The sequence below is a fragment of the Paenibacillus thiaminolyticus genome (assembly GCF_003591545.1).
Classification (GTDB): domain Bacteria; phylum Bacillota; class Bacilli; order Paenibacillales; family Paenibacillaceae; genus Paenibacillus_B; species Paenibacillus_B thiaminolyticus_A.
Genome location: NZ_QYZD01000005.1, coordinates 31,145 through 54,732 on the forward strand (window position 1 = coordinate 31,145; position 23,588 = coordinate 54,732).

The 23,588-nt window shown below is 46.8% G+C and carries 16 protein-coding genes; 2 read left to right on the plus strand and 14 right to left on the minus strand.

Translation table 11 applies throughout. The annotated features are described in order from the left end of the window. Positions 1-18: 18 nt before the first annotated feature. From DQX05_RS07970 to rfbA, 6 genes are read right to left on the minus strand one after another with little or no spacing between them, the layout of a single operon-like run. A complete protein-coding gene (locus DQX05_RS07970; protein WP_119792467.1) occupies positions 19-2,217 on the minus strand; it encodes a glycosyltransferase in 2,199 nt (732 codons plus the stop codon). A gap of 5 nt (positions 2,218-2,222) precedes the next feature. Continuing rightward, positions 2,223-3,956, minus strand: coding sequence for a glycosyltransferase family 4 protein (locus DQX05_RS07975; RefSeq protein ID WP_119792469.1), 1,734 nt, complete (start codon positions 3,954-3,956; stop codon positions 2,223-2,225). A gap of 3 nt (positions 3,957-3,959) precedes the next feature. After that, the gene (locus DQX05_RS30625; RefSeq protein ID WP_182914671.1) at positions 3,960-5,072 is read right to left on the minus strand and encodes a class I SAM-dependent methyltransferase; all 1,113 of its coding nucleotides are present in this window, start codon (positions 5,070-5,072) and stop codon (positions 3,960-3,962) included. A 14-nt stretch (positions 5,073-5,086) separates the two neighbouring features. After that, the gene (locus DQX05_RS07985) at positions 5,087-6,409 is read right to left on the minus strand and encodes an ABC transporter ATP-binding protein (RefSeq protein WP_119792471.1); all 1,323 of its coding nucleotides are present in this window, start codon (positions 6,407-6,409) and stop codon (positions 5,087-5,089) included. 20 nt (positions 6,410-6,429) lie between these two features. Beyond that, complete coding sequence (locus DQX05_RS07990; protein ID WP_119792473.1) at positions 6,430-7,218, minus strand: ABC transporter permease; 789 nt, start codon at positions 7,216-7,218, stop codon at positions 6,430-6,432. Beyond that, entirely contained in the window at positions 7,215-8,102 is an 888-nt protein-coding gene (rfbA, locus tag DQX05_RS07995; protein WP_119792475.1) for a glucose-1-phosphate thymidylyltransferase RfbA, read from the minus strand. Before rfbA ends, DQX05_RS07990 begins: the two co-directional genes overlap by 4 nt. A 249-nt stretch (positions 8,103-8,351) precedes the next feature. Between rfbA and DQX05_RS08000 the strand changes: the two genes are divergently transcribed. Then, a complete protein-coding gene (locus DQX05_RS08000; protein WP_119792477.1) occupies positions 8,352-10,817 on the plus strand; it encodes an O-antigen ligase family protein in 2,466 nt (821 codons plus the stop codon). 59 nt (positions 10,818-10,876) lie between these two features. Here DQX05_RS08000 and galU read toward each other — a convergent pair whose 3' ends face one another. From galU to DQX05_RS08025, 5 genes are all read right to left on the minus strand, one after another. Further along, positions 10,877-11,773 carry a UTP--glucose-1-phosphate uridylyltransferase GalU gene (gene galU / locus DQX05_RS08005; RefSeq protein ID WP_119792479.1) on the minus strand — a complete coding sequence of 299 codons (897 nt, stop codon included), beginning with the start codon at positions 11,771-11,773 and terminating at the stop codon, positions 10,877-10,879. A gap of 179 nt (positions 11,774-11,952) precedes the next feature. After that, positions 11,953-14,472 carry a U32 family peptidase gene (locus DQX05_RS08010; protein WP_119792787.1) on the minus strand — a complete coding sequence of 840 codons (2,520 nt, stop codon included), beginning with the start codon at positions 14,470-14,472 and terminating at the stop codon, positions 11,953-11,955. 979 nt (positions 14,473-15,451) lie between these two features. Further along, positions 15,452-17,506 carry a stalk domain-containing protein gene (locus DQX05_RS08015; RefSeq protein WP_119792481.1) on the minus strand — a complete coding sequence of 685 codons (2,055 nt, stop codon included), beginning with the start codon at positions 17,504-17,506 and terminating at the stop codon, positions 15,452-15,454. 80 nt (positions 17,507-17,586) lie between these two features. Beyond that, on the minus strand, positions 17,587-18,702 hold the full coding sequence (locus DQX05_RS08020) for a S1C family serine protease (RefSeq protein WP_119792483.1): 1,116 nt from the start codon (positions 18,700-18,702) through the stop codon (positions 17,587-17,589). Positions 18,703-18,867: 165 nt separating this feature from the next. Then, positions 18,868-19,071, minus strand: coding sequence for a DUF2759 family protein (locus DQX05_RS08025; protein WP_119792485.1), 204 nt, complete (start codon positions 19,069-19,071; stop codon positions 18,868-18,870). Between the two features lie 332 nt (positions 19,072-19,403). On the opposite strand from DQX05_RS08025, the gene DQX05_RS08030 reads away from it, so the two are divergent. Beyond that, entirely contained in the window at positions 19,404-21,032 is a 1,629-nt protein-coding gene (locus DQX05_RS08030) for a nitrite/sulfite reductase (protein WP_119792486.1), read from the plus strand. A 221-nt stretch (positions 21,033-21,253) separates the two neighbouring features. On the opposite strand, the gene DQX05_RS33400 is transcribed toward DQX05_RS08030, so the two are convergent. The 3 genes from DQX05_RS33400 to bcmE all read right to left on the minus strand — a co-directional run bounded on the left by DQX05_RS33400 (position 21,254) and on the right by bcmE (position 23,551). Beyond that, on the minus strand, positions 21,254-21,307 hold the full coding sequence (locus DQX05_RS33400) for a hypothetical protein (RefSeq protein WP_472924363.1): 54 nt from the start codon (positions 21,305-21,307) through the stop codon (positions 21,254-21,256). Between the two features lie 73 nt (positions 21,308-21,380). Continuing rightward, entirely contained in the window at positions 21,381-22,193 is an 813-nt protein-coding gene (locus DQX05_RS08035) for an HAD family hydrolase (protein WP_259391859.1), read from the minus strand. Positions 22,194-22,321: 128 nt separating this feature from the next. After that, complete coding sequence (bcmE, locus tag DQX05_RS08040) at positions 22,322-23,551, minus strand: thiamine pyridinylase (RefSeq protein ID WP_119792488.1); 1,230 nt, start codon at positions 23,549-23,551, stop codon at positions 22,322-22,324. Between the last annotated feature and the right edge of the window lie 37 nt (positions 23,552-23,588).

The window sequence follows — 23,588 nt, forward strand, 5'->3', positions numbered from 1 at the left end:
TTTGTAAGTAAGGTTTCATCATTTGAACATTTTGTTTAATTTCAATTTCAAAAAGACTTTAATTAATCTACTACCCCACTTAGAATTGGCGACTCTCATTAGTTCATATTTAATTACGTTGTTTTGTTGAACATCACTTACCGATTGTTGGTTATTCGTATATTCAACTGGGGGATGCTCAAAAGTAGGGTTATTCCATAAGTATCCTGGTCCGTTTGCTACCAATAAATTATATATCTCCAAACCGTGCTCCCTGTATAATTTAGGGTGGTGCAGCGATAATTGATCCAATAGATATACAATCATATCTCGATTAAATTGTCTGGACATTGATTCTGGCCTAACTCGATACTGCACCAATGGTTCAGGTATACTTATACCAGAGCAGCCGTTTTCACACATCCCAATCCAGCCTTCGTAATCCTCTAGCCCATACTCCATAACCGTTCGATTTAATCCAAAGGTAATAAAATCTTGTCTTCTCACAACAACAAACGCCGTCAACATATTCATTCCCAAGAAATATGGGAATTCTGTATTGAATGTCGGCCAAATCCCTGTACGAGCACCGAAATATTCCACCCAACTGTATACGAAAGAAATGTTCGAGTAGGAATCCAATAAATCAATTGCCTTTTCGTAAAAAGTATGTTTTATTAGATCATCCGCATCCAGAAAAGCTATGTATTCTCCATTTGAGTGCATAGCTCCAACATTTCTTGCATTTGCTAATCCACCATTTTCAATATTCATTATTTTGATTTTTGGATTATTCATTTTTTCTATTTCATTTAGCACTTGTTTTGACTTCTCATCTGTCGATCCGTCATTCACAATGATAATCTCAAAATCTTCATAAGTGATTTTCAGAGCACTGTCCAAGGTTTCGAGGAGATAGTCACCAAGATTGTAGAAAGGAATAACAATAGATAGTAACCCTTTCTTACTTTCAACTTTCTTTACAGTCTCCGATTTTAATGGAATTGATTGACTAACAGGATACAGTTTTATATTTTCTTTTTCGAGCACTCGTGTATAGAATTCATGGCGCTTTTGATAGTTGGACTCAATATTGCATAATAATTTAATGCGCTCATATCCATGTTGTCCAATTATCTGTAGTTCTGCGTTTTCTTTCTCTAACAATTCTAATGCCTTTGATTCGAAGTCGTTGTTTACATCCCAATCAAAAATATAACCGTTCTTTCCATGCTCCGATACCATCTCCGCTTGTCCACCACTAATAGATACAAGTACCGGAGTTCCAGAATTCATGGAAATGATACAATTATACGGATAGTTCTCGTATAAAGATGGTATCACTGCTATTCTCGCATTTTTTAATTCTTCGTTTAATTGACTTGGCTTCACCGAATCCTTAAAGACTAACAGTCCATTTTGTATCCAACGTCCATACTTTTTCTTCAGCCATTCACCCAATTTAACTGCTCGTGGGGAAAAATAGGTGTCTCCGCCCAATAGTGTCAGCTTGTAATTCTTTCCCTGAAGCCATAAACGCTCCATCCCCTTCAATAACTGAACCACACCTTTACGATACTCGGTTCTTCCTAAATATAAGAGATCGGTCGTATGTTCATGTTCCGGTTTCCAAATCGGCTGAGAATCCGTGTTAAATGGAAGCGAAATAACCTCTATTTCTTTGAGTGGAGCATAAGGTTGAATTTTTTGTTTGAGAAATTCACTTTGCGTAACAACGGCATCAGCAGCATTTATGCAGAATTTCTCCATTTGACCAGTCCAGTGCGTTGGGAATTCGTATCTTGGTAATTGATTAATACGAGCTAATTCGAAGGTAGGTGTGTGAAGATGTACAACAATTTTAGTGTTTTCCAACCTAAGATCCTTCAAATACTTCCTCTGTAGTAAATAGTACCCAACAGCGTTGTAATCTTGCACTTCTATAATATCAGGCGAATTACCGTCTTTATCAATTAAATCTAATGTTTCTTCTGCATACTGGTACGACAATGCCGCCCAATAACCCAAACATTGATATTGTTCTCCTAACATGTGCTGGAAACGGTATATACGTAAGCTTTTATTTGGATATTCGATTGCATATTGATGTGAATCTCGTACAATAACCGTTACATCATGACCTTTTTTTGAAAATGACGTTGCCACTTGCTCGATATACATTGAAATTCCACCACCGAAGTCAGGTGGATACTCACTAGTTAAATACCATATCTTCATCTTAGTTAATATTCTCTCTTTCTTATCATTTGCTTAATGAGGAACTTTCTACTTTTTAGCATTTGTTTCAATTCTTCTATCTTTCGGTATTGTTGATCATTTTTATTTGTTAATTCTTGTATACTCTGATATTGTTCGGCATTCTTATTTGTTAGTTCTTCTATCAGGGTTTGTTTATTCACTAGAGTTAACTTAATATCCTCTAATTCCTGAAGATACTTAGTTATCTTTTCTCTCATGTCACCTATTTGAATTTCATACTCCCGTGCCGACTCCTTCTTTTGCAAAACGAGTTTTTCCCATTCATTTAATACTCGTATGTTTTCTTGCTCCATTTTTTTTATTTGTTCTCTTAATAACTCAATGTATTCCTTATTTTTCTCCCATTCTCCAATCAACCGCTTGTTTTCTTCATCTAGTTTCGTATAATCGATTATGTGTTGCCCGGTAACTCTCGAACCTTCTTTAAATAAATGGTTAATCCGATCTATACATTCCAGTATTACAATCTCTTGAATCCCTATCGAATGTGCTTTAGGCCCGCTCTTGAAGTCGTTAATGATTTTCTTATAATACTCTATTTGAGCAGGATACAAATGATCAATAGAAAAAAATTTCGACCGTTCTTTAGATAGTTTTGATAACTCATCTCTGTATTGTTCATTTTTCAACAACCAAATTAGTTTTTTAGCCAAATCCTTTGAGTCACCATTAATAAAAGATACACCGCACTTGTCCTCTATAATTTCCATTAAAGCAGTGTTAGTGCTTACAATGGCCGGGGATCCCATCCTCATTGCTTCAACACAGACATTACCAAACCCCTCAAATCTCGAAGGAAAGACACTAACATACGCGTGTCGATAATAGTTCATCAGTTCTTCCCGTGCCATGGGAGATTTCCATATAAAACGATGCCTCAGTTGACTTGGAATAAAGTCAAGCATTTCATCTCTCATCATTCTGTTACTTTTTTGATTTAGTATATCTCTACCAATAATCACAAAATTAACATCAGTATCACTCTTATTTATAACTTGAAGAGCAGATTTGATAAATATATCTATCCCCTTAAGCTCTTCTAGCCGACCAACAAATAAAACATACTTATTTTGAAATAGCAGTTCTTCACCTAATTCTATTGAGCTTGGTTCGGGCGTATCAATCATATTGTATACAATATCAATATCATTACGTTTTAAGCGGGCGGAAATTGTCTTTCTCATAAAATTACTTATAGAATATATATAATCAACGTTTTTAATCACGAAATCTTCTTGCAACGTTAAACGACTCTCTGGTATACACAATTGATTAGCTATATTACATTCATAAGTTGGGGCATGCAATTTTACAACAAAAGGAATATTCTCAAACTCTCCTCTAACACGCTTATAGAGCAAAGGGTAGAATCCTTCTCCAAAATAATCCGCAAATTCAACTAGACTAATTTCTTCTTCTTTCGTCAGCTTCTTCAAGTGATGATAGACACTCATTGAATAAGCTAAAATAAAATCATCTATAATCTGTGATCCTGTTTCTAAATCAATTCCTATAATATTAAGACTAGGGTCTTGATAATATTCACTTAAAGCACACTCAACTTGATTGCTTTTTGAGGTAATAATAAAAACTTTATTACCATTCTCAACCAATGATTTAGTTAGATTATGAACATAAACGCCAATGCCCGCCTTTTGGAATGGATATAATTCGCGGGAGACCAAGCAAATATTCATATATTAATCTACATCCTTTAAGTTAACTATAATATCAATTATTTTTTGATTTTTACTGTATAGATCTACTTTCAACACAGCATTATTATTTACAATAATTTCCACACAACCACTCCAAGGATGTGATAAACATTTTAAGTTCAGAGTATCCCCTATTATTTCGAATTCTATTTCCGCACCATGTTGGCTTGCAATCAAACAAGTTCCTGTTGTTGCATCGCGATCATTTCTTATCATCCAAGCTCCATCTTTTTTCACTTTTTTTAAATCCAATGCCGGAATCTCATTTGATGAAATATGGTATATCCAAACCTCGCTACCTTGCGTACTCCCATTTGAAGAATTACAAACTCTTATTTTAGTTAAATATCTTTCGCTATTTTTAGAGTTCAATATTTTCAGTTCCCCTTCAAAAAGGATAGATTCCAATTGACTCACGCTATCCCTTTTCTTATTTTCCAAAAATAGTAAATACTCATTCATCGAATCCAATTCATATTTTACGTGTTTAATTTCTTCATCTATATTGTGTTGATATAATAATAAATTATTTGGAATTCTCTTGCTTGACAACAAAACAGTAACAAAATCCCTGCCTATGAAGTCCTTGAATACTTTTTTTCTAACAATTGAATATTTATCAAAATCTTCTAATTCCCACTCACTTTTGTGCTCTTCATAATCATTTCCATACAAACAATCCTGTTCCCAATCCCCCCCAATAGGTATGTTAATCATTATGAAATCCGAAATTTTAAGGGCAGTATCTAATAGTTCATAACCTTCTTCTTTATAAAAATGTTCCAGTACATCCCCGAAAATTATCAGGTCATATTTTGTGCTGCATGATCTAAAAAAGTCCCTTGCGTCTTGTCCCCATATTTTTGAATAAAATTCTTTATGATAATTTTCGATATTTGAAGGAAAAGCCTCTATTCCCTCGACATGAATATTCCAACTCTCTTTTTCAACCTTCCCGTTCCAAACATCCAAAAACTCCCTAGAGATAATTCCCCATCTGCCAAAACCAACACCGACGTCTAATATTGAACTAGGACTAATTCTTCTTATCAAGTCGACACAAAATGATATATTTTGCCAATTTGATGTTCCCATTCCCCGTCTCCTTCCTAGTCAATTTTGTATTCAATGTCGTAATTCTGATAATACATATACCACACCGGTCTTTGCGGATTATAAACGCTCTTAAAAGAATAACCTAAATCTACGTGCTCCAAAATGGTTTGATCAGCAACATTCCTTGTATCATTAATAGTAACGCCCACACTAAAAGTCATGTCGTGCTTTAATATATTCGGGGATGTGAATTTTACAACCATACTTTGATTTTCTTCAAAGACAGGGAATTTTATTTGTTCCTCAAACGTAGTCGTCCCCGTGACATCTATACCATTTTTATCACGTATCCTAATACAACAATTTAAATTCTCAATAGTTTTAAATGCTTTAAGATGAATTTCTATTGTCATTAATTCCCCGAACTCAAAATGATTAGCTATATTACCATCTTTGTTTTTCATTGTTATTTTTTTGACGCGAACATCACCTGTACCGTAACGTAAGCTTTCAAAAGCAGAATCTTGTATTGATGATTCTAATTGTTGGTTTACTATTTCTTTACTAGTCTCAGTTGATTGCTCTTGAAGATTGCGAGATGCATTCGCATTTTTACTCGCAATTTCTTCCTCTTCTGATTTATAAATTTTTTTTCTCGTATCCATTAAATATAAATCTGTAACTTCAATGGCACTGCCATCTGCTTTTATGTTTCCGTTCTCAAGATAAATGCATCGGCTACATAAGCTCTTTATTGCGAAGGTATCGTGACTAACAAAAATAACTGTTGCGCCTTGTTCAATCAATTCCTTCATTTTATTCATACATTTATGCTGGAACCCCATATCTCCAACTGATAAGGCTTCATCGACAATTAAAATATCAGGATCAATATTTATCGCAACTGAGAATGCTAATCTGGCATACATACCGCTCGAATACGTCTTTACTGGTTGGTGTATAAACTCACCCAAGTCTGCAAATGAAATTATATCCCCAATTTTTGTCTCCATTTCTTTCTTGGATATTCCGACAATTAAGCCATAAGTATATATGTTTTCAATACCTGAATATTCAGGATTAAAACCAGAGCCCAGTTCTAAAATAGCAGAAACCCGTCCCAATACTTCGACATTCCCAGAACTTGGTTGGATAATTCCGGTGATTATTTTTAATAATGTTGATTTACCAGAACCATTTTTCCCAATAATACCGACATTTTCTCCTTTTGAAAGCGTAAAATTAATATTATTAAGTGCAAAAAAGTCTTGATGGTATACTTTCCCGCCTAGACTCAATGCTTCTTTCAGCCTATCTGTGGGCTGACTATACATTTTATATGTTTTTGATACATTATTGACTTTAATAATTTCCATTCTAGCAGCCACCCTCCCCTTTATAACACATCTGCAAAATGAGGCTTTAATCTACGGAACAAAACCTTGCCAACATAGAAGACAACCCCAATCGTAATCCAAAAGAAAAGAGTACTTAATGGTCTTTCCCAAAACCAAACTTTATATACTAGTGCATCACGATAGCCCTGAACAATATAAAAAGCAGGATTCAATTTAAAAATTGTAAGTAATTTAGGAGAAAGAATCTCGTAATTCCATACAACAGGTGTTAACCAAAATCCAAATTGTAAAACGATAGCTACAATTTGTCCAAAATCTTTAGAGAATGGTACCAATGATGAAGTTAGATAAGAAACGCCTAAAGAAAAAACAAATATACAAAACGAATAGTATAATATTTGTAGACTATATATGGATACCGGAAGAGATATAGAAAAACATACTACAAATAACAAAACTACAAAAAACAAATGTACAAATAAAGCAACCGTTAACCTAACTAATGGTAATATGTTGATATTAAACAGTACTTTTTTCACCAAGTAGTTATAGTCAACGATACTCATGGTTGCACCTAGTACAGCGTCTGATAAAAAGAACCAGGGGATAATGCCACAAATAAACCAGATAAGATAAGGGACATTTTCCACTGGTGTTGCTCTAAAACCCACCTCAAATACAAACCAGAATATAAGAATTGTTATTAAAGGTTGGATAAATGCCCATAAAGCCCCCAGGTATGAACCAGCATATCTATTTTTGAAATCGTTTTTCGCCAAGCTTATAATAGTACTCTTATACTGAAACATCTCTTTAATAAAGTTCATTGCCCCTCCAAAGTTTCAATCATCTGACTCACTCCGATTAAGTAACGCCCATAATTTGTTTTTAACAAAGGTTCGGCTAGTTTAAGCAATTTACCCTTAGTAATCCATCCGTTTCTAAATGCTATTTCTTCAATGCATGCAATAAAAGTACCCTGCCTTTTTTGGACGGCAGCGACAAAATTCGACGCATCCAGCATTGAATCATGTGTTCCTGTATCCAGCCACGCCATTCCTCTACCTAGTAGTTTTATATTTAATTTATTTTCTTCCATATAGAGTCTGTTTAAATCTGTAATTTCTAATTCGCCCCTTGCCGAAAACACTAGCTTTTTCGCTTTTTCAATAACGGAATTATCATAGAAATATAAACCTGGTATTGCATAATGGGATTTTGGAATTTTCGGTTTTTCTTCTAGAGAGACCACTTTTCCATGAGCATCAAATTCAACGACTCCATATGCAGATGGATCCTGTACATAATATCCAAAAATACAAGCACCGTTTTGCAAAGCTCCCGCTTCCTTTAAGCAACCAGAAAATCCTTGACCCCAAAAAATGTTATCCCCTAAAACCATTGCAACTTTATCGTCACCTATAAAACTCTCGCCAATAATAAACGCTTCTGCCAGCCCATTCGGCGCCTGTTGTACGGCATATTCGAAGTTCATACCCAAGTCGTTCCCGCTTCCAAGAAGCTCTTCAAAATGCGGTAAATCACGGGGAGTGGAAATGATTAATACATCTCGAATACCAGCTAACATCAATACTGAAAGTGGGTAGTAAATCATTGGCTTATCGTATATTGGCACCATTTGCTTTGATGTTGCCTTGGTGATTGGGTAAAGTCTGGTTCCTGAACCACCTGCTAGAATTATACCCTTCATTGTGGACACTCTCCCATTAATTTTCATTTTATTTATTGATATTACTAATAAACCGATGAAGACTAGATACTAAGTTCCCTTATAAACTTATCTATCATTGAAATTCCCCATCTGTTTTTCCAACATATCAGCATACCTGAGTTGGCCCAAATATAAGGCTAGTAACGCATATCATGATTGACAAAATAGAAGTTCTAGCCTACCTATGTTATTATTATGATCGTAATTTACTAGCAAAGGAGAATAACTTTGTCTACATATGGCTATGGGGCTTCAAAGCCCAAACAAAAAAACGACAAAAGTAACCATTTTTCTCTTATCCACTGGGGAGTGTTAGTTACTCTTATCTTAATCTTAATTTGGTCACCGTTTCAGTTCGGACTATTCAACGCACAAGACACATACTTTGAAAATCCAATTTATTGGTCCATTCTCATAGCTTCTATTCTAGCATTTTTGGCAATAGGAGTCCTGCTTCAATTGAAAAAAAGAAATCATGACCAGTCTGATGCGCTTACTCTCTTTGTATTTTTACTGCCTTTAACCTATGGAGTTTCGTCATTATTCGCGGCTTCCAGTTATTTAGCGGTAAATGCGATTTTTATTATGTTAACCTACGCCGTTTTCTTCGTCCTCACCAAACTAACAACAGGCGAAGAGAAAATCAATCGCATCATCCAGATCACGTTAACAGGTTCCGCCTATGCCGTGGTTTGGTTTGGATTGATGAACTGGCTGGGAAACGGGAAACCCGCTGCGGCATTCATTGGCTGGTTTTCTAGACTGAACCCGGACGGACTCTACCAGCAAGCAGTTTGGGTAGATGCAAATGGACCGCGTCTTGCCTCGGTGTTTCAGTATCCGAATACGTATGCGGCCTATTTGATGGCATTCTTGTTTGCAGCTGTGTTCTACTTAACGACAACTCGTAAGGCCGTTAGTCATGCGGTCCACAGTTTTATGCTGGTACCGATTATTTTATCTATTCTTCTTACCCTTTCCCGTAGCGGTCTGGTGTTATTGCCAGTTGTGTTTGTGTTGGTTCTCTTATTTGTAAAGCCGGCACGTCAGATTCTGTGGATTGTCCATCTGGCAATCAGCGGCGCGGCGACATTAGTTATTTTGAATACAGTATCGGCTATCGGCAATCAAGTACATCTGAACGGCTCAGGCAGTTCCTCCTTGAAAGGATGGCTTTATATTTTGGTTGCGTCCGCTGTATGCGCCGTATTATGTTGGATTGTACAACGATTCCTTGCACCATGGTTGGAACGCAAACTGGAAGGCTTCTCAATGAAGAAGTGGGCCAATGCTCTCCTTCCTGTAGGGGGAACCATCATTGCTGGAGTGCTGTTGATCTTTTTGCTAGGAACTGGCCTCAAGAATTTGTTGCCGGAAAGTATCTCTTCACGTCTAAGTTCAATCAACTTCCAGCAACACAGCGTGCTGGAGCGGATTACGTTCTACAAAGATTCGATGAAGCTAGTAGCTGACTATCCAGTCTTCGGGGCGGGCGGCGGCGCTTGGAGCGCATTGTATGAAAAGTACCAAAACAACCCGTATGAATCAGCCCAAGCTCACAGCTACTACATGCAGTATCTTGTAGAGACCGGATTTCTCGGCTTCATTATATTAGTTGCCTTTCTCGGAATAATTTACTGGAAGTACGTTCAATCCTTTCGTAACGCGGAAGAGACGAAGCGGAATAGCTATTTCATGTATTTCATTTTGGCGACAAGCATTTTGGTACATAGCGTGATGGATTTTAACATGAGCTATGTTTATATCGGGATTATCGTCTTTATTAGCTTGGGAGGAATGGCGGCATCAATTTCAACGGAGCCACTTAAGAAAATAAAGCCAAATACAATCAAAGCGGCTACGGCAAGTATTCTTGGCATCGCTGGAATAATAATGTTCATCACTTCTCTATTATTTATTCAGGCGTCAAGCTCGTTCGCCAAAGCGGATAAAACCCTAGTCGAAACCAAAAATTTTAATCAAACAATGGAATACTTGAATAAAGCATTGAAAATACGCCCAACCGTTCCAGAGTATGCCGCATTTAAAGCTGACCTGTTTAAACAAGTATATACTCAACAGGGAGACGAGGACTTTTTTGCTGAAGCGGAGCATACGTTGCGACAGGCGCTTGATAAACAACCAGGGAACCGAATATTGCTCTTACGTCTGATAGATCTTTATGAACAAAAGGGAATGGATTCGGAGTTGTACAAAGTACTCTCTGATAATGCTGAACGTTTTCCATGGAATATGACTTGGTATGATAAGTACATGGCTGTTACTTTACGCCAAGGGATTATCATTAATAACGAATCCCCAGAGAAGAAAAATGAATACATGGATGAGATTATTGCAGCATTGCGCCATGTCGAACAAGGTGTGGAACATCTCAAGACTTTGCCAGAAGGACAGCTTCAGGGGCGAGAGTTCAGAGTAACAATCACGATGGCCATGAATGCTGGCCGGGCGTATATTATGAGAGGCGAGCCCGGGCAGGGGGCTGAAGCAATGAATCCTTACCTGAACGAGGACCTTTCTAATGCGGATAATCGGGAGCTAGCCCGCTGGTATGTCGGAGCGACGATCCAGAACGGCCAAGTCGATCAGGGATGGTATGATAAGTTGATCAGTATGGACCCTGAAGAAAAAGAACGAATTGAACAAGTTGCTGGAATGCGATTTCTAAAGTAATTAATAAAGAGGGGTTGTCCCGTTGTCACCCTAGATGACTTTGGGCAACCCCCATTCTATTACCTGAGAACATTCAGTTCTTGTTCTTCATACTGCTTAATAATATTTCTTAAGTAACAAAGTAAATCATCTTTTAATTCTGGACGCTGTATAGCGTAGTGCAAATTCGTCTTAATGAACCCAAATTTCTCCCCCACATCATGACGATGTCCGTCAAAATGGTACGCTAGTACTTCCTCTTCTTTGCATAAGTCTGCAATGGCATCCGTAAGCTGAATCTCCCCGTTTACCCCTTCTTCCTGCTTTTCCAAGAGTTCAAATATTCGTGGAGATAATACATAACGCCCCATAATTGCCCAATTCGATGGAGCTTGTTCCCGAGATGGTTTTTCAACTAACTCTTCAGCTCTTAGTAATCGTCCATCTATCGGTTCTCCCGCAACGACTCCATAACGAGACACTTCTTCCCATGGAACTGGCTGTACTCCGACGATGGAAGATTCATGCTTTTCGTAAATATCTATCATTTGTTTCAGGCAAGGTGTATCAGCTTCAACAATATCATCTCCGAGCAGCACGGCAAAAGGCTCATCACCAATAAACTTTCGAGCACACCAAATAGCGTGACCTAATCCGCGGGGTTCCTTTTGTCTTATGTAATGGATGTCGGCTAACTCGGATGACTTCTGTACTTCATTCAACAATGTCAACTTAGCGCTTTCCCTCAACTTGTATTCTAGCTCAAAAACACTATCGAAATGATCCTCGATCGCCCTCTTACCTTTGCCAGTTACAATAATGATATCTTCAATACCGGATGCAACAGCTTCCTCGACAATATATTGGATTGTCGGCTTATCTACGATCGGAAGCATTTCTTTAGGCATCGCTTTTGTCGCCGGCAGGAAGCGAGTGCCTAGTCCTGCAGCGGGGATGATTGCCTTTCTGACTTTCATAGACGTATTCCTCTCCTTCAACGTTCTTTTCAATGGTTATCATTATTGATTATTATACAGGATAGAGGGACGATTTTCCGGAAATCAGGGAAATATGTCTAAAACATGCTCATAACGACACAAAAGGACAGGCATTTCACTTTTAATGAGAAAGGCCTGTCCTTTATTGCAAAATACTTTTACTTCACCAACTGCCCGCGCGTCACGCCGAGCTGGTTCGTCGCCTTCAAGGTGCGCCATACTTCGGTGCCGCTGATCTCGGCACGGAGAGCGCGGCCGTACAGGTCGATAACCTGATGAACCTGTTCCGACGTCTCCTCCAGGAATTCGACGCGGTAGCTAGCTACGCCCAAGTCTAGGAAATGTGTAATGTACTCGGCTCCGGATTGCTCAATGGCGTTGTAGACCGTGTTGCGGCAGCCTTCGTCTACCCGGACCGGGTGGGACATGCCGATGCGATCGCGCAGGGAGACGCGGTGCTCCTCGCACGGACGGCCGCAGTTCGTGTAATCTGTTCCTTCGCTAAGGAAGGTACAGTAGACGCAGTGCTCGGTATGGAACATCGGCAAATGCTGATGAATAACGATCTCCAGCAAAGAGGTGTCGCTATGTCGCAGCATATCGATCATTTGCTGAATGTTCAGGTCATAGGACGGCGTGATGCAGTCCAGGCCCGAGGCGGCGAACAATTCCACCGCCTTATGGTTGGCGACGTTCAATGAGAAGTCGCCAATAATCCGCGGGAAGGCTTCGCCCCGCTCGGCGGCTTCGGCCTTCGCCTGCATGTAGAACTGCAGCGCGCCGGTATTGCGGACAAGCACTGCGTCCGGCTTCAGCTTCAGGATGTTCCGGTGGTAGCCATTTTCGCCGGGCATATGGATGCGGGGCGTGACGAGCGCGATCGGCTTGCCGGCAGCGCGGCACGCCTCGATGGCGGCCGGGAACTGCTTGATGAACTCGAAGTCGGCGTAGATGAGTTCCGTCTCCGTGTTCACGGCCGCCTCCACTTGCGCGAGCGAGCGGCACAGCACCCTCAGCCGCGCTTGGCCCGGCCGCACCGCCGTATGCTCTCGCACCGCGCCGCCGTAGACGTCGACGTCGCGGTGCTCGTATACCGGCGGCTTCGGCCGCTCGCCCGCGAGCAGTTCCACCGCCCGGCGGCGGACCGCATTCAGCTCTCGCATTGGCACGATAACGTCGCCTTCCAAGGCGACATCCAGCCGCTCGAGCTGATACACCGTTCCGCCAAGGCGGCCGAACTGCTCCTCCAGAAGCGCCTGATCCATCGGGCGCTTCTGGGCCGCTTCCAGCGCCAGCTCCGAATCCACCTGTACCGTCGTGCCCTTCGGCACATCGGTCCACCAGGTGCGGAGCGGCTCGCCGGCGCGGCCTTCCACGCGCACATGCACGGGGAACACTCGATACGGCTTCTCCGTCTCGAACGTGGCCCGCATGCGCTTGTCCAGAGCCGGATCGCTCGTCTTCCAAATCCGGTCGCCGACCTTCACCCGCCGCAGGTCAACATCGTGTCGTCCCGGCACGATGTCGACCTGCCAGCCCTCCTGCGCCTCGCCGTCCAGCTTAACGCCTTTGCGGCGCAGGTCGTACACGCGGCCGCCCTCCTCCTTCTTCGTCGGATCGCCCGCGTCAAATCCAATCCCGTCGCCGCGCTTCAGCGGCGCCTCCAGCTTGCACACGACCCCGTCGCGCAGCACTTGCTCGACGCGGCCGAGATAGACGCCGCGGCTCTTCGGGAATGTGCCGTCAACGAGTTGCTTGTTGTTCGTCCCCTTCAGGAAGCCATGCGTGAAGCCGCGTGAGAAGCTCTGCTGCAGCTCGCGCACCTCTACCTTCGTCGGCCCGGTCCAGCGGCAATCGAAATAATCATCGATCGCCTTCCGGTACTTGCTGACCACATTCGCCACATATTCCGGCTGCTTCATGCGGCCTTCGATTTTGAACGATGTCACGCCCGCTTCAATCAGCTCCGGCACGAGATCGAGCGCCGCCAGATCCTTCGGCGACAGCAAATACGTCACATCGCCCATCGGCTGATGCTCGCCGTCGACCATCATGTCATACGGCAGACGGCACGCCTGCGCGCATTCCCCGCGGTTCGCGGAGCGCCCGCCCCACATTTCCGAGGTAAGGCATTGCCCGGAATACGACACGCACAAAGCGCCGTGCACGAACACCTCCATCGGAAGCTGCGCCTCGGCTCCGATCTTCTGAATCTGCTTCAGATTGTTCTCGCGACCAAGCACGACCCGCTCCAGCCCGTACGGCTTCGTGAACGAAGCCGCCTCCGGCGACGTAATCGTCATCTGCGTCGAGCCGTGAATCGGGAAATCCGGCGAAATCTCGCGAATCAGCTTCACCAATCCCAGATCCTGCACGATGACCGCATCGACCCCGGCCGTGACGCACGCATCGATTAACTCCTTCGCGTCTGCCAGCTCATTTTCAAATACAAGAATATTGAACGTCAAAAAACCCTTCACGCCATAGCTATGCAAAAACGCCATAATCTCCGGCAGCTCATCCATCTGGAAATTGTTCGCACGAGCACGCGCATTGAACTTCTCCACACCGAAAAAGATAGCATCCGCCCCGTTCGCCACCGCTGCCCGCATGCAATCCCAGTCGCCCGCAGGCGCCAGCAGCTCAATATCTTCACGCCGCAGATTCCGGGGCGCCATGCCTGCTTCCTGCATCGCAGCCTTCACGACATCTACAGCTTGTCTATCGTTATGTTGCTTGATCGTCGTCATTACGTTGACCCCCAACCTGAATTCTTCAATCCTGCCTACTACCAACAAGGCCAGACATCGAAGATGCCTTACATAGTATAGCGGTCTTTCGGCCAAAACTCCAGTAGCGGCGATATCTTCCTCCCCTGCGGTGACACCAAGCACAGCAACGGCTCCCAGCAGTTCTATCTGCTAACTGCCCCCATGCATTCACTCTCCCGCTCGCTCCCTCTAGAGGCATCACTCTTGCATACTCGCTTATTCGCAGGATTCAGACAAGCGGCGCGTCTCCCTCATAACAGATCCCGGACTACAGCTGTTTCTATGTCATCCGAGGCCTTCGTCCCTGCCACCGCATATAGTCAATAGGAAGGCTCTTCTCCTGCCGAGACCTACCAATGAACAAGCCAAAGGTTTTTTTCCCTGAGCGACTGGAAGATTGGCTCAAAGGACTCGAACACCTATACATCCTCCCCCTATATCCAGAAAATAAAGCAGCCAACCTCCTCTGCCCTGCCTGGAAAACTGCCGCTGCACTCCATTTCTGCCTTAAGCGCTGCACCTGTCCATCCCCGAAGCCTGTAACGCAAAAGCACTCATTCCCCACTGCCCCCTCTGAACCGATGGGATATTGATGCTAAGAGCACAGCAATCCCCCAAATCCCCAACAGCCAGCACCTATAGCTCGCCCCTCAAACCCGATCCATCCCTTCACTCCCCTCAGCCCATACCTATCCCGATTCCATCGGCTCTCCCGTACCATCCCGTACCAGGCAACGCTCCTCCCCAGTATCGAGGCCGTTACCCCACGACAACGCACCCCAAGGCAATCCCTGTCCCCACATACAAAAGAGACGCCATGCCATACGGCACAGCGTCATCGCTTCCTCAATTAAGGCTTAGTGTTAAGGTGTCTTAAGACGTTGCGTTACGGCGTAACGAAACGGAACGAACTCACGACCTTTTCGAACTGATCCAACATTTCTGGCGTGCGGGATACGTCGGGCATCGTGTAGAGCAACGTATATACGTACCCGTCCTTGGCGATCAGCAGCATATCCGTCGTATACGTGCTGTTCACGCCAGCCGTCAAGCCGGTGAACTGGACGCGCATCGCCGGTTGGCCCCGCCAGATCTTCTTCTCCTCCTTCACGAACCGGATCGACGGATCACTCTCGGTCAGGAGGGACTCTTTCCAAGAGGCCAACGCCTCCTCTACCGTATCCACATAATTCACATGCAGCATAAAATAACTGTTCGGCAAACTGTAGCTCGCGATGGTCCCAACTTCGCCCTCAGTCTCCAACTCTTCCTCAGCTCTGCCGGCCCGATAGCCGAGCCACCATTCCGGAATCTTCATCTGGAGTCCCCAGGTTTCCGATATGCGCTCCACGGTCTGCGTCCACGGAACCCACAGCTCGCTTCCGTCGCCCCAGGCCTCCGGGTGGTCAAGCTGCTCCTTGGCCATCCCGTCGACGCGAACCGAGCCCACAATTCGTTCGCCAAGCTGAACGGCATCGGCACAGTCTGGTCCGGAATATTGCAGGAAAAACTGGACGCCTTCATCGAGGACGATCAGCGTCTTGGAGAAGCGCCAGTCCGTCTCATTGTACCGATGCTTTGCCGTCAACAGCTTCGCTTGCTGTCCGCTCTTCAACGTCACATCCTGGACGCCCACGGTCTGACGATGCTCCGGACGGAACTGCTTCTTCATGAATTCCTCTTCCTGGCGCACAAGCGAATCCAGCGTTGCCTCCTTATCCGCCCGCAAGCTATGGTACTCCAGTTGAAGCAATCCCTGATCGGATAGCGCAGAGAGTTTGTTCCCATCCGGATTCCGCTCCCACGTCACCGGAATATCAACAATGAGTCCATCCTCCCACAATGCCATCGAACGGAAGCCGTCCTTCTCCGTGCTAATATCCTTCACCCCCGCACTGCGGTCCGGGAGATCATTCGGGCGGAAGGTATTCAGCAGCGGTTCATATTGGAGCAGCTGCTTCGGCGACGAAGCCGCTTCATCATACACTAACACCATGTAACGGTTGCCCCCGGCGCTGAACACACGGGTGAGCATGATGCCTTCGTCATTGATAATAGCCTGCGTATAAGCCTTGCCGTCAATCGTTCCTATACGGGACGACATTATCGTAACTTCATCGAACATCTCGGTCTTCATATGCTCAAGCAACTGCTTGCCTGTCGCTTCACCCGCGAACTGATCGGCCAGATGGGCAAGATCGATGGACTGCCACGAATTGATAGAAATCATCGCCCGGACTTGACCGGACGGGCTCTCCATCAGGACGGAATTTTCCTCCGGCGTCATGAACCGGTAGCTCCAGCCTTCCGGCAATACCATTGACCAGCGGTGCACATGATCGCCGATACGCACCGCCTTCGCGCTCACATCAATCGCTGCCTCCGCCAGCACATCGGCACGATTCCAGGTCAGCACGACGCTCTTATCCTTCGCCACCGTATAAGTGGCCCCAAACGCTTTCGCCAACGGCTCCAGCGGCGCCATGACCGTGCCGTTGACCATTTCCGGAGCGGTGGGCAGCATTATCGCCTTGCCGTTCGCCATCGCCTGCTTCTGCCCAAGGCGCATCCGCACCGTCGTCTTGCCGTTCCCTAACGTGACGACATCTCCCGTGCTCCAGTTCAGATCATCCCCGAATGCCTTCGTAAATACGGTCAGCGGCACCATCATAGCCCCTTGCTTCTTATACGGCTTGGCTATCGTCCATTCTTCTCCGTTCAGCGTCGCCTTGGCGCTGCCCGCCTTCAGACGCAACTCCTCCATCACCGCTGCCGCCTGGGTGTCTGCCTGTGCGGCCAAGGGCAAGAGCGCCGCCGCCCGCAGCGGGTCGCTTTCCACGGCCGAAGCTACCCCCAATGCCTGTCCTCCTGCCAACAGTGCGGCAGCCATCCCGATGCAAGCGATCCTCCCTAGCATCTTCCCTGTCTTTCTACACTTCATCCTGCGTTCTCCCCTCTTTATGCGTTCCTGTCCTCCATATCATCAGCATCCCTGCCCGACGGGGAAAGGAGCGACGAACCTTACCCTTCTACCAGCGTGATCGGCCTTTGCACGAGATCCCCGTCCGACTGCATCGTAAGCGACACACGTTGTCCGGGCAGCCGCAGCTTCAGCGCTTCATTCACATCCGTCATCGTCATCACCTGCCGCCCGTTGATGGCATACAAGACATCACCTTCGCGGATTCCGGCCTTCTTAGCCGCCGCGCTTCGCACCGCCATCACCTGAAGCGGTTCCGCTCCCGGCCGCCCATCAGAGGCAGCCCAGTGCTCCTCCAGCTCGAGGCCGAGATCCGCGCGCTTAATCTTGCCATAGTTCATGAAATGACGAATCGCCATCTCCACCGTATCCGCCGGAATGGCAAAGCCCATATTATCAACGCCCTCATCCGGCAATTTCAGCGTATTGATACCGATGACTTCCCCTTTCATATTAATAAGCGGCCCCCCGCTGTTACCGTGATTAATCGCCGCGTCCGTCTGAATCACCTTATAACCATAGCCGAGAAAGTCTACCGCCCGTTCGATTCCGCTCACGATACCTGCGGTCACGGAATTGCGCAGCAGCATCGAATTCGGCGTTCCCATAACAACGACCGGGTCTCCGACCTGCGGCGCCTCCTTCATGAACGCGAGCGGCTTCAGTCCGCTGGCCTTGATTTGCAGTATCGCCAGATCAATCGCCTCATCGGCATACCATTTTTTAACCGAATACACCGTTCCATCCGAGGTAACCACATGCGGGTCCAATGCTCCTTCAAGAACATGCGCATTTGTGACAATCCAGCCATCCTGGCGCAAGACGACGCCGGTCCCATGCGAAAGCGACCATTCCTCGCCGTCCTCCTTCTTTTCCATATGTACAATCGAGACGACCGACGGACTGACCTTTTGAATAACTGCGGCAACATCGTTCGGCGTGTAGCTATACGTTTGCGTCTTCGGATTGTACTTCCCCTCGCCGCCGAATCTGTTCTGGATCGCCTCTGCCTGAACATATACCTTGCCGTCGATGTTAACGGCCTTCATCGTAACCGGATCGGCCGCATGCGCCGCCGACGGCGTCGCCCCCCACAGGATCGCCAGGGCCAGCAACCCGCAGCACAGCCCCTTCATCGTGACATGATCTGCTCTCATCCTCTTCTCTCCCTCTTTTGCCAAAAGACCTCATCCTCCCCCGTCAAAACGGGAAAAAAAAGCCCTTTGATGATCTCCATCAAAGAGCCTGTCTATTGGCTGTTCATTTGTGTACGGTGCTCGGGACCCCCATTGAAACCGTCAACGTTATTATGTAGCTGTGTTTTACCAACCTGAAATCATCTTCACATCTGCAATCAAAAAGACAATCAAGCTGACAAGCGCAAACCCAATCGCAAATGTATTGCGCGGACGCTGCTTGATCTGACGGATTACCGCCCAAACCAAGATTAACGTAAACACGATCATAAAGACGTCAAAAAATTGAAACAGACTTTCGGTCTGCTCTGCTCCTTCGGCCAGAAACATGGTGCGACCTCCCTCTACACGCGCATTTTGCCTATCTTTCCCTATGTTATATTTACCCAGCAAGAGTTGCAATACTTCTTCTCTATATTTAACAGGATTGTCACGAATTTTTCAACTTTTTCGCCGCGAATGCCATTTACAGATGAACCATGTCATAGCTAGCATGCTTCTCCCGCCACTTATAACCGATTCAAATGGGATTCATTAGAAAAAGTAATTCCTGTTTTTTGCTGTTTTTATTGTCGCTTCCCAGGAAATGTGGTACGATGACATCAATTAATTCGCACTATTTATATCGGAATTATTAATTTTAGAGAGCGGGGGAGAACAAAATGACATACGAACCGGTATGGATGAAGGACCCTTCGAAGCTGAACAAGTTTGAATTTATTAAGATGGAAAAGGACGGGCTAGATGTCATCCGCGACATCATTGAGACCTATGCCGAGCAGGGCTATGAGTCCATACCGGAGGATGACAAAAATCGGTTTAAATGGGCCGGCGTCTACGAGCAAAAGCCGAAGGACGGCTATTTCATGATGCGCATCCGGATCAATTCGGGCATATTGCAGGCGGCGCAAGCGCGGGCCTTGGCGGACATCTCCAGGCTGTACGGACGCGGGCTCATCGATGTGACGACGCGACAGGCCGTGCAGTACCACTGGTTGCGCGTTGAGCATCTGCCGGACATTTTCAAGCGGTTGGAAGCCGTCGGCTTGTACTCCTATGAAGCTTGCGGCGACTGCCCCCGCACAATCGTCGGCAACCCGCTGGCAGGTATTGACCCGGATGAGCTAATGGACACGACCGAATTAGTTAATGAGGTGAATGATTTTTTCCTGCTGAACCGGGATTTTTCGAACCTGCCGCGCAAATACAAAATGTCCATTTCATCCAACATCTATAATAACGCGCATGCGGAAATTAACGACCTTGCCTTCACCCCGGCCACGAAGCAGATCGACGGACAGGATGTCATCGGTTTCCATGCCTGGGTCGGCGGCGGCTTGTCGGCGAAGCCGTATCTGGCGCAGCAACTCGACCTGTTCGTCCGCCCGGAAGAGGTGCTCAAGCTAGCCATCGGCGTCACGACTCTGTTCCGCGATTACGGGTTCCGGGAGAAGCGGCATCAAGCTCGCCTGAAGTTCCTGATCGCGGCTTGGGGAATCGAGAAATTCCAAGCTCATCTGGAGGAGCTGATCGGCAAGCTGCCTTCCCGGGGCGAAGACCGGATTGCCGGCTGGCAGGCTGCTTATTTCGATGGCGTCCACCCGCAGAAGCAGCGGGGGCTTCACTACATCGGCCTGAATGTCCCCGTCGGACGGCTTGACGCCGATGAGTTCGAGCAGCTGGCGGACGCTGCGGAACGATATGGCGACGGCACGCTGCGCACGACCATGTCGCAGAACATCATCCTGACCGGCATTCCGGAGCGGGCACTGGATGCGGTGCTGGCGCTGCCGGTGCTTGAGCGCCTAACTCCGTATCCGCGGCCGTTCCTGAGCCGCACCGTCTCCTGTACGGGCAACGAGTTCTGCAATCTCGCCATCGTCGAGACGAAGGAACGGGCGCGGCGCGTAGCCCAATACTTGGACGACCATGTCGGCGATTTGAACGAAAAGGTACGGATTCATTTCATCGGCTGCCCGAACTCCTGCGGCCAGAAGCATGTCGCCGACATCGGCCTGCAAGGCTCGCTCATCAAGACCGAGCAGGGCATGGTCGACGCCTTCGATATCGCGGTCGGCGGCATCCTCGGGCCGGGCGCCCGCTTCAACACGGCGCTCAAGGGCCGGGTCCGGGGCGACGACGTGCCTTACGTTCTGGAGCAGCTCCTCCGCTACTACAAGCAGGAGCGGAACGGGCAGGAATCGTTCCACGCCTTCTTCCTCCGCGTCGGCGCGGAAGCCTTCCAGGCGAAGCTAACGGAGGTGCTCGCTTCCCCCGCACTCACGTCGTAGGAGCCAAGCCCGGAGAAGGCGGCAATTGTTGCAGTCTAGCTTCCTATTTATTTTTATCTATGGTATTATTTTTATAGTGATATGTTTATTTGGAACAGCGCATGAATACACTAAAAAAGACCGCAGATGCTGGAACATCCACGGTCTTGCAATAGATTGCCTCTTAGGCAGTCGACCATGATTCAGAAAGTAGACCTCCAGGCCGACAAGCTCAGGGAGGTCTACTTCTTGTTAGAGAAGGACAGCAGCGCAATCACGAACAATCCGAATGCAATCTACATTACACAACAATCCCCCTCTTCCGTAATCCCGGAACGAGGGGGATATTCTTATCAATACATTCCTATTCTACTTCGTCTGCAACTCGATCTCATCATAAGCGCGAATCATCGCATCGGCGGCGGCCGGCGCATCGGCGAAGGCGCGCTCTTCATCGATGAAGATGTTCAGCGCCACGCCGGCGCTGCGTCCCATCTCCATGTCGCCGACCGAGTCGCCGATGACCGCGACTTCCTCGGGCTTCAAGCCGATCTCGCGGCAAGCCAACTCGACCATGTCCGGGAATGGCTTGCCCCGCTCGACACAATCATCACCGATGACCGCATCAAAATAATGCCGAATCCCCATTTTCTCCAGATGCTGCTCCGATGGTCCCTGGTCATCGGCCGTGACGACGGCCAATGTCAGCCCCAATGCCTTGCAGCGCTCCAGAAATGCGACGGTGCCGGTAATCGGCACGATAGTGGCTTGCTCGAGCACTTGCTCGTTCGCGTTCTCGAAGACGGCGGTAACGCGCCGCAATGCTTCATTCCACGGCACCCCCGTCCGATGCAGCAAATACGTCGCGATGCCGATCATTTGCGACGGAGAGCCCATCGCGAGTGCTCCCTGGCGGTCATGCCTCCGAATCGAACCATCCTCTTCGATGATAACCCCTAATATATATCCAGGCTGCTCCGGCAGGGATCCGCCCTCTTTTTTCAACTCCTGCTCCAGGTCGTGAAGCACCTTCTCAGCCCACCAGCCCCACAAGCTCATAAATTGCAGCAGCGTGCCGTCCTTGTCGAACAGAATGCCGCGGACCCGGGCGTTGCGATCTCCCGCGCTCAACTGAACCATCTGCATCAACCTCTCCTCTGTATTGACAACTACATTCGGCACCGGGCCCTCTTTTCCTCTTTTCACAGCTGCTTTTTCATGGCTTCGTCAAGCTGCAGCTTCCTTCCCGCCCTCGCACAACAACAATCCCCCTCTCCCGTACACGCCGGATGGAGGGGGATATGGAAGCTTTAGCTCGCCAAGCTCGAGACGTCCGTCAGGCCGAGCGCTTCGGGCAGCACTTGCTTGGCATCCTTCAGCCACGTGCGCACTTCAGGCCCAAGCCGGAACACTCGATTCGACGGCTGGTTCACGATACGCGACAATTCGGAATAAATCGGATAATCTTGCATCAAAGCTTCGTATACCTGATGCCGGGCAGGCAAGAGATATTGCGGATATTGACCGTCGGCCTGCGGGCGCAGAGCTTGCTCTACCGTATCCGCGGAAGCCATGATATTCGCCAGTTTTTGGGCTAGCTCCGGATAGGCCGTCTTGGAGTTCACACTCACGACATCACTGTAGAAAAGAGGGATATCCTGCCCCGCCGATGAAGAAATCGTCTTGAACTGGAACTGATCCGCATACTCGCCCATACGCATCATCGACTCGCTGTAGCCGATGAAGGCCCTTCCGCTGCCTTGCGCGAACCACGACGCTCTTATATAGGAGTCGCCATCCTCAGGAACATACTGCGACGGCTTCTCCCCTGCCATATCAAGCAGCAGCCGCAGGCCGCGAATGACTTTGTCATTCAGGGGGTCGAGCGGCGGAAGAAGGTCATATTCCGTATATTGGCCGGTCACATCGATAAGCGCCTCCAAATACATGCTCGCCTTGGTCGTCCCGCCAGCCATATTAATTAACAAGCCCTTATTTTTCGAAGGCGGAATCTGCTCGGAATGGTTGGTTCCTATTTTTTTGTACAGCTCATATATATTGTTGACTTGCCCTATCTTCAAATCACCTTTCCGGTAAAAAAGCAGGTTCGTGCATAAAATTTGCGGTAGGCCGTATACCTTGCCGTTGCGCTTCGCTCCTTGCAGCGCAAAAGGGATCACATCCTCCGCCTGATCGATATCTTGGCTGTCGAAGGGCAGCAGATACCCCGCATCGACAAAATGGCTTAAAAAAATGGAATCCTGCACGAACACATCCAAATCATCCGGCGGATCCTCGGAGTAGGAATCCCATTTCGTAAACTCCAGCCTGACGCCAGGCTCTTGCTGCTGCCACTGGTCAAGGACAGCTGCCTGGAAACGGGAAGGATCAGGCACATACGGATAGATTGCCACCTTCAACGTAATATCGGAAGAAACGTCGGAATGGGCCGCCCCGGCTCCGGCCGGACTGACAACCACAAGCAGCAATGCCAGCATAACCATGAATTGCTTATAAATGAAGCCTTTTATCTTTGACATTCCCTAATCACCGCCTCTATTAGAATGGAACTTGCTA

Coding starts and splice junctions, on each gene's coding strand:
- DQX05_RS07970 (WP_119792467.1), bottom strand. CDS start 2,217: ATGAAGATATGGTATTTAACTAGTGAGTATCCACCTGACTTCGGTGGT.
- DQX05_RS07975 (WP_119792469.1), bottom strand. CDS start 3,956: ATGAATATTTGCTTGGTCTCCCGCGAATTATATCCATTCCAAAAGGCG.
- DQX05_RS30625 (WP_182914671.1), bottom strand. CDS start 5,072: ATGGGAACATCAAATTGGCAAAATATATCATTTTGTGTCGACTTGATA.
- DQX05_RS07985 (WP_119792471.1), bottom strand. CDS start 6,409: ATGGAAATTATTAAAGTCAATAATGTATCAAAAACATATAAAATGTAT.
- DQX05_RS07990 (WP_119792473.1), bottom strand. CDS start 7,218: ATGAACTTTATTAAAGAGATGTTTCAGTATAAGAGTACTATTATAAGC.
- rfbA (WP_119792475.1), bottom strand. CDS start 8,102: ATGAAGGGTATAATTCTAGCAGGTGGTTCAGGAACCAGACTTTACCCA.
- galU (WP_119792479.1), bottom strand. CDS start 11,773: ATGAAAGTCAGAAAGGCAATCATCCCCGCTGCAGGACTAGGCACTCGC.
- DQX05_RS08010 (WP_119792787.1), bottom strand. CDS start 14,472: ATGGCGCCCCGGAATCTGCGGCGTGAAGATATTGAGCTGCTGGCGCCT.
- DQX05_RS08015 (WP_119792481.1), bottom strand. CDS start 17,506: ATGAAGTGTAGAAAGACAGGGAAGATGCTAGGGAGGATCGCTTGCATC.
- DQX05_RS08020 (WP_119792483.1), bottom strand. CDS start 18,702: ATGAGAGCAGATCATGTCACGATGAAGGGGCTGTGCTGCGGGTTGCTG.
- DQX05_RS08025 (WP_119792485.1), bottom strand. CDS start 19,071: ATGTTTCTGGCCGAAGGAGCAGAGCAGACCGAAAGTCTGTTTCAATTT.
- DQX05_RS08030 (WP_119792486.1), top strand. CDS start 19,404: ATGACATACGAACCGGTATGGATGAAGGACCCTTCGAAGCTGAACAAG.
- bcmE (WP_119792488.1), bottom strand. CDS start 23,551: ATGTCAAAGATAAAAGGCTTCATTTATAAGCAATTCATGGTTATGCTG.